Annotated in this window: 12 protein-coding genes; all 12 read right to left on the minus strand. The window is 59.4% G+C overall.

What is annotated here, in order from left to right:
* Positions 1-312 precede the first annotated feature (312 nt).
* Complete coding sequence (locus ACFE0K_RS16410; RefSeq protein WP_434537088.1) at positions 313-615, minus strand: ComEA family DNA-binding protein; 303 nt, start codon at positions 613-615, stop codon at positions 313-315.
* A gap of 93 nt (positions 616-708) precedes the next feature.
* A complete protein-coding gene (pyrF, locus tag ACFE0K_RS16415) occupies positions 709-1,404 on the minus strand; it encodes an orotidine-5'-phosphate decarboxylase (RefSeq protein ID WP_434537089.1) in 696 nt (231 codons plus the stop codon).
* Between the two features lie 231 nt (positions 1,405-1,635).
* On the minus strand, positions 1,636-2,805 hold the full coding sequence (gene lapB, locus ACFE0K_RS16420; protein ID WP_434537090.1) for a lipopolysaccharide assembly protein LapB: 1,170 nt from the start codon (positions 2,803-2,805) through the stop codon (positions 1,636-1,638).
* Entirely contained in the window at positions 2,802-3,032 is a 231-nt protein-coding gene (locus tag ACFE0K_RS16425) for a lipopolysaccharide assembly protein LapA domain-containing protein (protein WP_434537091.1), read from the minus strand. The genes lapB and ACFE0K_RS16425 overlap by 4 nt, the downstream gene beginning before the upstream one ends.
* Positions 3,033-3,089: 57 nt before the next feature.
* Positions 3,090-3,440 carry an integration host factor subunit beta gene (gene ihfB / locus ACFE0K_RS16430; RefSeq protein WP_290511045.1) on the minus strand — a complete coding sequence of 117 codons (351 nt, stop codon included), beginning with the start codon at positions 3,438-3,440 and terminating at the stop codon, positions 3,090-3,092.
* Positions 3,441-3,508: 68 nt separating this feature from the next.
* The gene (rpsA, locus tag ACFE0K_RS16435; protein WP_434537092.1) at positions 3,509-5,191 is read right to left on the minus strand and encodes a 30S ribosomal protein S1; all 1,683 of its coding nucleotides are present in this window, start codon (positions 5,189-5,191) and stop codon (positions 3,509-3,511) included.
* A 174-nt stretch (positions 5,192-5,365) separates the two neighbouring features.
* Positions 5,366-6,049 (minus strand): (d)CMP kinase, encoded by a 684-nt coding sequence (gene cmk / locus ACFE0K_RS16440; RefSeq protein ID WP_434537093.1) that lies wholly within the window; start codon positions 6,047-6,049, stop codon positions 5,366-5,368.
* Positions 6,046-8,304 (minus strand): bifunctional prephenate dehydrogenase/3-phosphoshikimate 1-carboxyvinyltransferase, encoded by a 2,259-nt coding sequence (locus ACFE0K_RS16445; RefSeq protein WP_434537094.1) that lies wholly within the window; start codon positions 8,302-8,304, stop codon positions 6,046-6,048. The genes cmk and ACFE0K_RS16445 overlap by 4 nt, the downstream gene beginning before the upstream one ends.
* A gap of 128 nt (positions 8,305-8,432) precedes the next feature.
* Complete coding sequence (gene hisC, locus ACFE0K_RS16450; RefSeq protein ID WP_434537095.1) at positions 8,433-9,545, minus strand: histidinol-phosphate transaminase; 1,113 nt, start codon at positions 9,543-9,545, stop codon at positions 8,433-8,435.
* A 192-nt stretch (positions 9,546-9,737) separates the two neighbouring features.
* Positions 9,738-10,820, minus strand: coding sequence for a prephenate dehydratase (pheA, locus tag ACFE0K_RS16455; RefSeq protein ID WP_434537096.1), 1,083 nt, complete (start codon positions 10,818-10,820; stop codon positions 9,738-9,740).
* Positions 10,821-10,832: 12 nt separating this feature from the next.
* A complete protein-coding gene (gene serC / locus ACFE0K_RS16460) occupies positions 10,833-11,915 on the minus strand; it encodes a 3-phosphoserine/phosphohydroxythreonine transaminase (protein ID WP_035246544.1) in 1,083 nt (360 codons plus the stop codon).
* Positions 11,916-12,089: 174 nt separating this feature from the next.
* On the minus strand, positions 12,090-13,166 hold a 1,077-nt coding region (locus ACFE0K_RS16465), incomplete at its 5' end, for a DNA gyrase C-terminal beta-propeller domain-containing protein (RefSeq protein ID WP_434537097.1).

Here is a 13,166-nt window from a genome sequence, read left to right on the forward strand (position 1 = left end):
CGTCGGTGAAGGTATCCCTGTAAAAGCGGAGAGAGCCCACGTGAGCGTATGCACCCGCGGCCTGTGAACCCACGACACTTGATCCTGGTCGGGGCGCTGACCGGAGCAGCCAGGCGGAAGAAGAGGAAAGTCACTCGGAAGAGTGAGGCGACCGATCAGAGAGATAATAAAAAAGGCTTCCTCCAGGAAGCCTTTTTTGTGGATGCCTTAAAACCCACACCCAACTCCAATTCGTTGGAGCCTTGTTCACAAGGCGAACGTATCTGCTACCTCTTCGCTTTGCGAGCAAAGCTCCAACGGGGCTGCGGCTGCTTACTGCACGACCAGACTGTCGCGCATTTTTGCCAGGGTCTTTTCACCGATGCCCTTGATGGCCAGCAGTTGATCCACGCTGGTAAAAGGCCCCTGGCTGTCACGCCACTGCACGATGGCTTCTGCCGTTTTCGGGCCCACTCCCTTGAGTTCCTGCAGCTCGGTAACGTCCGCGTTGTTCAGGTCGATGCGGTTTTCTGTTTGGGTTTTGGCAACGTCCTTGACCGCATCCACTTCCACTGCAAGAGCCGGCAAGCTCAACGCCAGCAGGAAGGACATCACAACCGCTTTCAATGCTTTCATATTGGTCTCCATTTTTTATACGCTGGAGACCACACCATAGGAAGCCGAGTGAGGAGGCGTTATCAGCCGGGGGTGACAGATTACGTAAGTGGCTCAGGCAAGACTTTGTAATATCTCATCCACTACCGCTGTAGGTTCGGCAGCCTGGGTGATCGGACGGCCGATCACCATATAGTCCACACCCGCATCCCGCGCCTGCACCGGCGTCAACACACGGCGCTGGTCACCGGCATCGGCGCCTGCGGGGCGGATGCCCGGAGTAACCAGCTCGAATTGCTGGCCGCAGGCCGCCTTGAGCATGCTCGCTTCCTGGGCGGAGCACACTACCCCATCCATGCCGGAGCGCTTGGCAAGCTCGGCGAGGCGTTGCACCTGCACCCGGGGCTCATCCATCACCCCGACCTGCTCCAGATCGGCCGCTTCCATGCTGGTCAGCACGGTCACTGCAATCAGGTGGGGGCGACTGGCATGGTTGGCGATGGCATTGGCAGCGGCTTCCATCATGCGCTGGCCACCGCTGGCGTGCACATTGACCATCCACACCCCCATGTCCGCCGCTGCGGACACGGCGCCGGCCACGGTGTTGGGGATGTCGTGGAATTTCAGATCCAGGAACAGCTCGAAACCTTTTTTATGCAGGCCTTCGACAATGGCCGGACCACTGCGGGTGAAGATTTCCTTACCGACTTTGACACGCACTCTGGCCGGGTCCAGCTGATCGGCCATGGCCAGCGCACGGGCGGCATCCGGGTAGTCCAGGGCGACGATAACAGGGCTGGAAATAGGCATGGGAGCGTCCTCGGGGATTGGTGGCGCTATGGTATGAGTTGCGGGAAGTCGGTTCAAGAATTCGGAGCTGCAAGCCTCAAGCTACAAGCTACAACGCGAGATAGGATCGGGCTTGGCTTGACGTTTTTGGCCGCGAATCATCTGCCTATCTTTGTGCGCGGCCAACAAACCACCAGTTTTCGATACACTTTCCCGTGTTGCAGCTTGTAGCTTGAGGCTTGCAGCTTGCGGCTAGACTTCCTTGACCACCGGTTTGATGGAACCCCAGCGTTTGCAGCTTGGGCAACGCCATTGCATCAGAGGGGTTTCAAAACCGCAGCGGCGGCATTTGTAGAGGCTCTTGTCGTTGAGCAGTTGCTCCGACAGTTGCTTGAGCACGCCCAGGTGCTCGCGGGTTTCCCCTTCCGCGCTGCCGGCCAGGCTCATGTCGATGATACGGTTGAGACCACGTACCGAAGGGTTGGCTTTCATGTATTCGGCAATAAAGTCCGCCGCTTCCTTGTCGCCGTAGCGCTCCTTGAGCGTTTCGGCGAGCAGCAGGATGCGGCTGGTGCTGGGTTTCTCGGCACTGTAGTCCGCCAGCATCTGGATAAATTCCTCGTCCTTCTCCTGCTGCTGGTAGCTGGTGCGCAGCTTGTCGAGCGCTTCATCGAAGAAGTCGCTGTCCTGCACCCAGATGCGTTGCAGGGCCTGGATGGCGGCATCCCAGTTCTGCTCGCCCATTTCCAGCTCGCCTTCCGCAAAGCTGGCGCGCACACACTGGTCATCGAATGACAGCGCCCGTCTCAGCATGCGGCGGGCCGGATTGATGTCGCCGTCGCGGCGCAGGTTTTCCGCCTGCTCGCAGCAATACTGGGCCAGCACTGGCCCCAGCACCGGGCGGCTCTTGATCAACCGTTCCCCCATGCTGATGGCATTGACCCAGTCGCGTTCCTGCTCGTACAGGCCCATCAGTTGCTGGCAGACTTCATCCTTAGCCTGACAATCCTGATCCAGCATTTCCAGCAGTACCTGCTCGGCCAGATCAAAGATGCCGCTGGCCAGATAATCCTGGGCCAGTTCCAGCTGGATTTCTTCCTGCACCGGGCGCCCATAGTCACCGTGTTCCAGCAGGTGGGTATGCAGCTGGGCAGCACGGTCGAATTCGCCACGCTTGCGGAACAGCTTGCCCAGAGCAAGGTGGGTGTCGAGCCCCTCTTCACTCACGTCCAGACTCTTGAGCAGGGCTTCGATGCCCTTGTCCGGCTCTTCATTGAGAAAGAAGTTGATGCCGGCCACATAGTCCTTGGACAGGGAGGCCATGCGCCGGCGCTGCCGGCGCTTGCTCTCACGCCGACCGAGGAAAAACCCGGCGGCGATGGCAACAAAAAAGAACGGCAGCAGCCAGAACGATTCACTCATGAAAACAGGCTCTTCAGGCCGCGCAGCCCGATACCGGCCAGCAAGCCCAGAAACAAACCAATAGCCAGCACGCCGATCACCAGCACGCCCAGGGAGACTTCCCAGTGCCATTGATAGAACAACATATCCAGCGTCACTAGATCACGGTTGCTGGTGACAAACAGGAAAGCGAGCAGAAAGACGGCCAGTACGGCCAGGATTACCAGAATCCGGTACAGGTTTCGCATCGTAAGGTTCCCTCTTTACTGGCCAGGTCTGTGCCGGGCGGTAACAACAAACGGGGTTTAGTTAACGGCAGCCTGATTGCCGCTTGCGCCATTATCAACACCTTCACCACTTTCTTCATGCAGTGAATCGTTAACGCGCTCGCGCAGCTCTTTACCGGGTTTGAAGTGGGGAACATATTTGCCGTGCAGCTCGACGCTGGCACCGGTCTTGGGATTGCGTCCCACGCGGGGCGCACGAAAATGGAGGGAAAAACTGCCGAAGCCGCGTATTTCGATACGACCTCCGCCGGCCAGAGAATCGGCCATCTGTTCGATAAGCGTTTTGACTGCCAGCTCCACATCCTTGGGCGACAATTGGTTTTGCCGATCGGCAATCCGCTCAATCAATTCTGACTTGGTTAACGCCATTACAGCTTTCTCCCTGGGCTCCCAGCCCAGTGGGACCGGCACGATGCCGGTCCCCGGGAGGAGCCGTATTATGACTCGTTGCTGCTTTCCATCTGCTTCTTGATCAGATCACCGATAGTCTTCGGCGCATTGGCATCCTGCTGTTCAGACAGTCCGTCAATGGCTTCACGCTCGTCGGCCTGGTCCTTGGACTTGATGGACAAGCTCAGAACACGGTTCTTGCGATCAACGTTGGTGATTTTCGCTTCCACTTCGTCACCGACGTTGAGCACTTCAGTCGCATCGTTAACGCGGTCGCGGCTGATTTCGCTGGCACGCAGGGTACCTTCCACGTTCTCAGCCAGCTCGACGATGGCCGCTTTCGCGTCTACCGACTTCACTACGCCCTTAACGATTGCGCCCTTGTCATTAGCAGCAACATACTGAGCAAACGGATCGTCTGTCAACTGCTTGATACCCAAGGAAATTCTTTCGCGCTCTGCGTCGATGGACAGAACCACGGTTTCCAGCTCATCGCCCTTGTTGAAGTTACGCACGGCATCTTCGCCCTGCTCTTCCCAGGAAATGTCGGACAGGTGCACCAGACCGTCGATGCCGCCTTCCAGACCGATGAAGATACCGAAGTCAGTGATGGACTTGATCTTGCCGGAAATGCGCTCGCCTTTCTGGTATTTCTCTTCGAAGGCATCCCACGGGTTGGACTGGCACTGCTTGATACCCAGGGAAATACGACGACGGTCCTGATCGATGTCCAGGATCATCACTTCCACTTCGTCGCCGATCTCTACAACCTTGGACGGGTGGATGTTTTTGTTGGTCCAATCCATTTCGGAAACGTGAACCAGGCCCTCTACACCTTCTTCGATTTCGGCAAAGCAGCCGTAATCGGTCAGGTTGGTTACCTTCGCTTTCACGCGGGTACCTTCTGGGTACTTGCCCACGATATCGTGCCACGGATCTTCGCCCAGCTGCTTCAGACCCAGGGAAACACGCATCTTCTCGCGGTCGAACTTGAGTACCTTGACGTCGATTTCCTGACCTACTTCAACGATCTCGCTCGGATGCTTGATGCGCTTCCAGGCCATGTCGGTGATGTGCAGCAGGCCGTCGATGCCACCCAGATCCACGAACGCACCGTAGTCGGTCAGGTTCTTGACGATACCTTTGACTTCCATGCCTTCCTGGAGGGTTTCCAACAGCGCTTCGCGCTCCTGGGAGTGCTCGGCTTCCATCACCGCGCGACGGGAAACCACAACGTTGTTGCGCTTGGGATCCAGCTTGATGACCTTGAAGTCCAGCTCTTTGCCTTCCAGGTGCGCGACATCGCGAACCGGACGGATATCTACCAGGGAACCGGGCAGGAACGCGCGGATCGGGCCGATATCGACAGTGAAGCCACCCTTCACCTTGCCGGAAATCATACCTTTTACGATCTCGTCTTCGTCGAAAGCTTTTTCCAGCTCGCCCCAGACTTCGGCGCGCTTGGCTTTTTCACGGGACAGACGGGTGAAGCCCATACCATCATCGATGGCGTCTACGGCAACATCAACTTCATCGCCTTCGACGATTTCCAGCTCGCCTGCCTCGCTAAGGAATTCTTCACGGGCAATAATGCCTTCGGATTTCAGGCCTGCGTTAACGGTTACCCAGTCGCTATCGATGGATACAACAGTACCCTTGATGATAGAACCACGGGCAACGTCCAGGTCCTTAAGGCTTTCTTCAAAGAGATCAGCAAAAGATTCGGTCATGAAATTCACTCAGTGTTTTCGCACATGCCAACCAGCAGACATGGGTTAGTAAAAAAATGAGACCCGCCCTTCCCCAGCTGGCTTACTTTTTCAGGGTTGAGCAGATCGGCCGCTTGACACAGAATCACCCCTCGACAGTGCACTATCGAAGGGTTTCAACAACGTGTGCTACCTTCACACCAGTTGGCGTGCGGCAGCCTCTTCAAGGATCCGGTTTACCACTTCATCAACCGTCAGGGTGGTGGATTCGATTACCACGGCATCGTCTGCCGGACGCAACGGCGCCACCTCACGGTTCATGTCACGGTCATCCCGGGTGCGGATGTCCTCGACGAGGGTCGCGAGGGTAGCATCAAAGCCCTTTTCCTTCAACTGCTCAAAGCGCCGTCTGGCGCGCTCTTCAGCGCTGGCGGTGAGGTAAATCTTGAGGGGGGCAGAGGTAAACACCACGGTACCCATATCGCGACCATCCGCCACCAGGCCCGGGGCCTCGGCGAACACCCGCTGGCGAGCCAATAGCGCATCACGCACCGGCTGCAGAACGGCCACCTGGCTGGCCAGCTCACCCACGCTTTCCTGGCGGATGATTTTTGATACATCCTCGCCATCGAGAATCACCGCTGTTTCGCCCTTCTGCTCAATAAATCTTACCGGCAAGGTTTTCGCCAGTTCCACCAAGGCAGGCTCGTCATCCAGTGCAAGCCCTTGATTTCTCGCGTGATAACCCAGAACCCGATACAGGGCACCGGAATCCAGCAGGTGCCAGCCGAGACGGGTCGCCACCAACCGGGCAACGGTGCCCTTACCGGAGGAAACCGGCCCGTCGATGGTCAATACCGCAGTGGACGGAACAGTCATTTCACCTCCAGGTTCAAGCCCGCGTGGGCGGCCAGCTGGGCAAAGCCCGGGAAGCTGGTGGCCACATTGGCGCAGTCGTTAATGGTAATCGGGCCAGTGGCACGCAGGGACGCCATGGCAAAACTCATGGCAATACGATGGTCTCCGTGGGACTGAATCTCGCCGCCACCGAAACTGCCACCGCTGATGCGGATGCCGTCCTCAAACACCTCGTGATCCACGCCCAGTGCGGCCAGACCATCCGCCATCACCTGGATGCGGTCAGATTCCTTCACCCGCAGCTCTTCAGCGCCGCGCAACACGGTGTCGCCCTCGGCACAGGCGGCGGCGATGAAGATGGCCGGGAATTCGTCAATGGCCAGGGGCACCAGCTCCTGGGGAATCTCGATACCTTTCAGGGGCGCCGCTTTTACCACCAGGTCCGCCACCGGCTCGCCGCCGGCATCTCGCTGATTTTCCAGACGAATATCCGCCCCCATCAGCTTGAGGATGTCGATAACGCCGGTACGAGTAGGGTTGATGCCCACATGGGGTAACGTCAGCTCGCTGTCAGCGGCAATGGATGCACCGACCAAGAAGAAGGCGGCCGAGGAAATATCCGCCGGCACTTCCAGCTTGCAGGCGGTGAGTGTGCCGCCGCCGGTCAACGCACTGGTGGCACCGTCACGACGCACGTCATAGCCAAAGCCACCCAGCATCCGTTCGGTATGGTCGCGGGTGGGGCCCGGCTCGGTCACCGAGGTCTCACCGTCAGCGTACAGGCCGCCCAGCAGGACGGCGGATTTCACCTGGGCAGAGGCCATGGGCAGGTCGTAGTGAATGCCCTTGAGGGGCTGACCACCGCGGATGCGCACCGGCGGGCGACCTTCGTTACCGGTGGTAATCTGGGCGCCCATCTCGCGCAGGGGGCTGGCCACACGCTCCATGGGACGCTTGGACAGGGACGCATCCCCAGTGAGCTCCACATCAAAGGCCTGCCCGGCCAGCAAGCCGGTGAGCAGACGCATGGAGGTGCCGGAGTTGCCCATATAGAGCGGCTTGCCCGGCGCCTTGAGGCCATGCAGGCCGACCCCGTGGATGGTCACCTGGCCGTTGTGGGGGCCTTCGATAACCACCCCCATATCGCGGAATGCCTGCAGCGTTGCCAGAGCGTCTTCGCCTTCCAGGAAGCCTTCTACCCGGGTCACGCCTTCGGCCAGGGAGCCGAGCATAATGGAGCGGTGGGACATGGATTTGTCGCCGGGTACCCGTACCCGGCCAGTGAGTCGGCCACCCGGGGTCACCACAAAGGTGGGGTTGGCACTCTTGCTGTGGAGGATGGTGCTGTCTGTCATGGTTGTGTCGTCACCTGAATGGTGGGCGCGGGTATAGGACGTGCGCTCGTTCATGGCCATAAAGTGGGCCCGGGCCGTATTGGCGCGGGTCATGATGCCCATCAGGGCATCGGAATCATCGTCGCTCACCGCCTGGCGAAAGCGCGTAATGCCGTCGCTGAACAGGTCCAGGGACTGCAGCAACGCGGCCTTGTTTTCGCGGAAAATGTCGTGCCACATCACCGGATCGGAGCTGGCGATACGGGTGAAGTCGCGAAAACCGCCGGCAGCATAGCGGAAGATCTCCGTGGAGTCGCCCTGCCGGGCCAGGGTATCCACCAGCGAAAAGGCCAGCAGATGGGGCAGATGGCTGGTTTCCGCCAACACCTGATCGTGGTAATCCGGCGCCATCTGCAGCACTTCCGCGCCCATGGCGGTCCAGATCGCCCGCACCCGGGCGGTGGCTGCCGGGTCAGTGGCCTCGGTGGGCGTCAGGATGACCCGGTGATTCCGGTACAGGTCCGCATCGGCGGCACCAACACCGCTCTTTTCCTTGCCGGCAATGGGGTGGCCGGGCACGAAGCGTGAATAATGCTCCCCCAGGGAGGCGCGGGCCGCGGTGATCACATTGCCTTTGACGCTACCGCCATCGGTGATAATCGCTGTCCGTGACAAACCCGGCTTCAGCGCCGTCAGCACCTTGCCCATGGCAGAGACCGGGGTGGAGACAAACACCAGATCAGCGCCGTCAACGGCTTCCGCCAGATCCTGGCTGCCTTCGTCGACAACGCCGAGGGCAATGCCCTGCTCCAGGGTTCGGGCGGAGCGGGAACCAGCCACAATTGAAGCGGCCAGCCCGTTTTTGCGAGCAGCGGCGGCAAAGGAACCACCGATCAGGCCCAGGCCGATAACGGCGATGCGGTTGAATAGGGGTTCAGACATGGCAAACGCCCCCGGTTCGCATTGTAGGAGCACCGCTTGAGGTGCGAACCGAATCTGGTACGGCATGTCGCAAGCAGGTTCGCGCCTCAAGCGGCGCTCCTACGGCGGAAAAACCGAAACGGTGGAGATTACCCATCCGCCATTTCCTTCAACACATGCTTGAGGGCTTGCAAGAAACGCTCGTTCTCGCGGCTGGTGCCCACGGTCACACGCAGGAAGTTGGGCATGCCGTAGCCTCCCAGAGGGCGAACAATCACGCCTTCGCGCAGCAGACCCTGGTAAACCGGCATGGCTTCGCGACCACAGTCGAAGGCGATGAAGTTGGCCACCGAGGGGATCTGCTCCAGGTGCAGCTTCTGCAGGCCTTCGGCGATCTGCACCAGGCCGCTGGTGTTTTCGCTGCGGGAGTTTTCGATGTGATCGTCATCGGACAGAGCCGCTTCAGCGGCCACCATGGCCGGAGTGTTCACGTTGAACGGCTGGCGCACCCGGTTCAGTACATCGGCAATTTGCGGGTTGCAGACGCCATAGCCGATACGCAGGCCGGCCAGGCCATGAATCTTGGAGAAGGTGCGCGTTACCACCAGGTTAGGATATTTTCCCAGGCGCTCGATGCCGTTCGGATAGTGGCTTTCTTCCACATATTCGAAGTAGGCCTCGTCCAGCACCACGATCACCCGCTCGGGGATCCGCGACAGGAACTCATCCAGAGCATGGGCATTGAACCAGGTGCCGGTGGGGTTGTTCGGGTTGGCCACGAAAATCACCCGGGTGCGGTCGGTGACCGCCTCGGCCATGGCGGCCAGGTCGTGGCCATAGAGATTGGACGGCACCGCTACCGGTTTGGCGTTGCAAGCCAGGGTCACCAATGGATACACGGCAAAGGCGTACTCGGAGAAAATCGCTTCATCGCCGGGCTGCAGGTAGGCCCGGGCGATCAGGTCCAGCACATCGTTGGAGCCGTTACCCAGGGTCAGCTGATTGGTTTGCACACCCAGCTTTTCCGCCAGTGCTGCCTTCAGGGAAAAACCGGCGCCATCCGGGTACAGGTGCAGCTCATGCAGATGCTTGAGCGCATGCAGGGCCTTGTGACTTGGTCCCAGCGGGTTCTCATTGCTGGCCAGCTTGACGATATCGGTGAGGCCCAGCTCGCGCTCCAGCTCCTCAATGGGTTTGCCGGGTTCATAGGGCTTGAGCTGCTGGACGCCACTGTTGGCGAGTTCGATGTAATCGCACGTCATGATGCTGCTCCCTGTAGCCTGAATCAGGCTATGGATTCATCTTTATTCACTACCACAGAGAAGACAGAGTTCATCGAGGCAAATCGCTCGATCCAAATGATCTCTGTAGTAAACACTCTCCTGCAGGAGCCAGCCGGCTGACGATTTAGCTTCAAGACCGAAAATCGCTTGCGGACAAGCTCCTACAAAGAATTAAAGCACTGCCTTCGGGTAGGAACCCAACAGCTTGATGGTATTGCCAGCCGCTTCCAGCTTGTCCAGCACCGGCTGCAGCTTGCCATCTTCCTTGTGGCCTTCGCAGTCCACGAAGAACACATAACTCCAATTGGACGTCCGCGAGGGCCGGGATTCAAGGCGGGTCAGGTTAATACCTTCATCCCGGAACGGCGCCAGCACTTCATAGAGCAGGCCCGGGCGGTTCTTGCCGCTGATCATCAGGCTGGTCTTGTCGTTGCCGGAGGGCGGTGTGTCCTGGCGGCCGATAATGATGAAACGGGTGGTGTTGTCCGGGCGGTCTTCGATATTGCGCTGCACCGCTTCCAGCCCATACAGCTCTTCCGCCATTTCCCCGGCAATGGCCAGGGCATTCCATTCGTCTTTCAGGCGACGAGCAGCTTCACCGTTGGAGCTGACTGCAATGCGCTCAACCCCGGGCATGTGGGCATCCAGCCACTGGCGGCACTGGGCCAGGGTCTGCTGGTGGGAATAGACCCGGGTGACCTTGTCACGGCGGGTGTGCTCGCCGGCCAGCAGGTGATGGTGGATACGCAGCTCCACCTCACCGCAGATTTTCAGGCTGGACGTCATGAAGGTATCCAGGGTGTGGTTGACCACCCCTTCGGTGGAGTTCTCCACCGGCACCACGCCGTAGTGAGCGGCACCGGCTTCCACTTCCCGGAACACTTCATCAATGGCAGCCAGCGGCACGCTTTCCACTGCATGGCCAAAGTGCTTGAGGGCGGCCTGTTGGGTAAAGGTGCCTTCCGGCCCCAGGAACGCCACTTTCATGCGCTGCTCCAGGGCCAGGCAGGCGCTCATAATCTCGCGGAAAAACCGCGCCATGGTCTCGCCATCCAGCGGCCCCTGGTTGCGCTCTTTCACCCGGCGCAACACTTGGGCTTCCCGTTCCGGGCGATAAAATACCGGGTTGGGGTCGGTGGCGCTCTTCACCTCGGCCACCTTGTGGGCCAGGGAGGCACGCTCGTTGAGCAGATCCTGCAGCCGCTGGTCCAGCTCATCGATCTGGTTACGCAAATTGTCCAGTGATTCGGTCATGGCGGTCCCCGCTCAGCCGTTGCGTTTTTCGAAGTCCGCCATAAAGGCGATCAGCGTATCCACTGCTGCTTCCGGTACCGCATTGTAGATGCTGGCACGCATGCCACCTACGCTGCGGTGGCCCTTCAGGTTCAACAGACCCGCCTGGTCGGCTTCGCTGAGGAACTGTTTATCCAGGTTAGCGTCGGCCAGCACGAAGGGCACATTCATCCAGCTACGGCTGATTTTTTCCACCGGGTTGCTGTAGAAGCCGCTGTTATCAATAAAACCATACAGCTTTTCGGCCTTGCGCTGGTTGGTTTCTGCCATGTTCGCCACTCCGCCCTGCTTTTTCAGCCACTGGAACACCAGCCCGGCCAGGTACCAGGAAAAGGTGGGCGGCGTATTGAACATGCTGCCGTTGTCAGCGTGGGTCTGGTAATTGAGCATGGCGGGCACATGGGCGCCGGCCTTGCCGAGCAGGTCCTTGCGGATAATCACCAGAGTCAGGCCGGCGGGGCCGATGTTCTTCTGGGCACCGGCATAGATCACCCCGAAGCGATTCACATCAATGGGGCGGGACAGGATGGTGGAGCTCATGTCTGCCACCAACGGGGTATCACCCACGTCGGGAACAAAGCTGTATTCCAGGCCACCGATGGTTTCATTGGGGCAGTAATGCACGTAGGCCGGATTGGCCGACAACTGCCAGCTGTCCTGGGGCGGCACGGTGCTGAAGTTGGTGTCTTCACTGCTGGCGGCCACGTTAATGTTGCCGTAGCGGCCCGCTTCCTTAATGGCTTTCTTGGACCATTGCCCGGTATTGATGTAATCCGCGGTTTCGCCCTCGCCCAGCAGGTTCATGGGGACCATGGCGAATTGCGTTGAGGCCCCGCCCTGCAGAAACAGCACGGCGTAGTCGTCGCTGATCCCCATCAGGCTGCGCAGATCCTGCTCGGCCTTTTCGGCAATCTCCACGAACACCTTGTCCCGATGGCTCATTTCCATGATGGACAGGCCCATGCCCTGGTAATCCAGCATTTCCTGACGGGCCTGCTCCAGAACGTCCGTCGGCAACGCCGCCGGACCTGCGCAGAAGTTATAGGCGCGGGACATGCATTTTCTCCGTGACTAGATTGAAAGTACCAAACCGGTGAATCAAAGAAGCCCGGTAACACCGGGCTCGGGTAATTCGTCGAATCATTTTAGAAAACACCGTAGGAGCACCTCTCGAGGTGCGAACCACCCACGATTGGGCAGGGTTCGCACCTCAAGAGGTGCTCCTACAGGTTATTCCTCGGCGTCGTCGGAGGCGTCAGACTCCGGTGCTTCAGAGGTAACATCCCCTTCTTCCAGCACTTCGCCGTCTTCGATGTCTTCGTCGTCACCTTCCAGCTCGGGGATGGTGGCCAGGCCACACAGCTTCTCGCCATCGCCCAGACGAATCAGGCGCACGCCCTGGGTGTTACGGCTGGACGTGCTGACCTGATTGACGCCGGTGCGCACCAGGGTGCCCTGGTTGGAGATCAGCATGATGTCCTCTTCCCCGAACACCTGGGTGGCACCGACCAGCTCACCGTTACGCTCGTTGACCACCATGGCGATGACGCCCTGGCCACCACGACCCTTGGTCGGGTAGTCGGTCAGCGGGGTACGCTTGCCGTAGCCGTTTTCGGAGGCAGTCAGTATCTGGCCTTCTTCTTCCGGCACGATCAGGGAAATCACGTCCACGCCATCAGCCAGCTTGATGCCGCGCACACCACGGGCCAGACGGCTCATGACACGCACCTTGGACTGATGGAAACGCACGGCCTTGCCGTTGCGGGCCACCAGCATCACATCTTCGTCGCCGTGGGTAATCGCCACATTCACCAGATGCTCGCCTTCCTGCAGTTTCACGGCAATCAAACCGGAGCTGCGTGGACGGGCGAAGTTGGCCAGGGCGGTACGCTTGACGATACCGCTGGAGGTAGCCATGAAGATAAAGGGACCCGGCACGGTATCGACGACCGCTTCTGCCTCGACCTCTACCTCATCACCGTCGACGGCGTCTTCGATCACGTCATCCGCATCGATGACGTCATCTTCATCGGCTTCCACTTCAACGCCGGCGGCTTTCTGCTGGCGAACCATTTCCGCATCGAGACGGAGGATGGCGGTAATACGCTCGTCGTTGCCCAGTGCCGGCAGCAGGTTGACGATGGGCTTGCCACGGGACGCCCGGCCACCTTGCGGCAGCTCGAAGGTGCGCAGCCAGAAGACCTTGCCGGCGTCGGTGAACAGCAACAGGGTGTCGTGGGTACCTGCCACAAGCAGGTGCTCCACGTAATCCTCGTCTTTGAGCTGACCGGCAGACTTGCCGCGACC

The organism is Alcanivorax sp., from assembly GCF_051117345.1.
Taxonomy (GTDB): Bacteria; Pseudomonadota; Gammaproteobacteria; order Pseudomonadales; family Alcanivoracaceae; genus Alcanivorax.

What these genes read in the sequence shown, in the direction of transcription:
- ACFE0K_RS16410 (WP_434537088.1), bottom strand. Translation starts at nt 615, where the DNA reads ATGAAAGCATTGAAAGCGGTTGTGATGTCCTTCCTGCTGGCGTTGAGC.
- pyrF (WP_434537089.1), bottom strand. Translation starts at nt 1,404, where the DNA reads ATGCCTATTTCCAGCCCTGTTATCGTCGCCCTGGACTACCCGGATGCC.
- lapB (WP_434537090.1), bottom strand. Translation starts at nt 2,805, where the DNA reads ATGAGTGAATCGTTCTGGCTGCTGCCGTTCTTTTTTGTTGCCATCGCC.
- ACFE0K_RS16425 (WP_434537091.1), bottom strand. Translation starts at nt 3,032, where the DNA reads ATGCGAAACCTGTACCGGATTCTGGTAATCCTGGCCGTACTGGCCGTC.
- ihfB (WP_290511045.1), bottom strand. Translation starts at nt 3,440, where the DNA reads ATGGCGTTAACCAAGTCAGAATTGATTGAGCGGATTGCCGATCGGCAA.
- rpsA (WP_434537092.1), bottom strand. Translation starts at nt 5,191, where the DNA reads ATGACCGAATCTTTTGCTGATCTCTTTGAAGAAAGCCTTAAGGACCTG.
- cmk (WP_434537093.1), bottom strand. Translation starts at nt 6,049, where the DNA reads ATGACTGTTCCGTCCACTGCGGTATTGACCATCGACGGGCCGGTTTCC.
- ACFE0K_RS16445 (WP_434537094.1), bottom strand. Translation starts at nt 8,304, where the DNA reads ATGTCTGAACCCCTATTCAACCGCATCGCCGTTATCGGCCTGGGCCTG.
- hisC (WP_434537095.1), bottom strand. Translation starts at nt 9,545, where the DNA reads ATGACGTGCGATTACATCGAACTCGCCAACAGTGGCGTCCAGCAGCTC.
- pheA (WP_434537096.1), bottom strand. Translation starts at nt 10,820, where the DNA reads ATGACCGAATCACTGGACAATTTGCGTAACCAGATCGATGAGCTGGAC.
- serC (WP_035246544.1), bottom strand. Translation starts at nt 11,915, where the DNA reads ATGTCCCGCGCCTATAACTTCTGCGCAGGTCCGGCGGCGTTGCCGACG.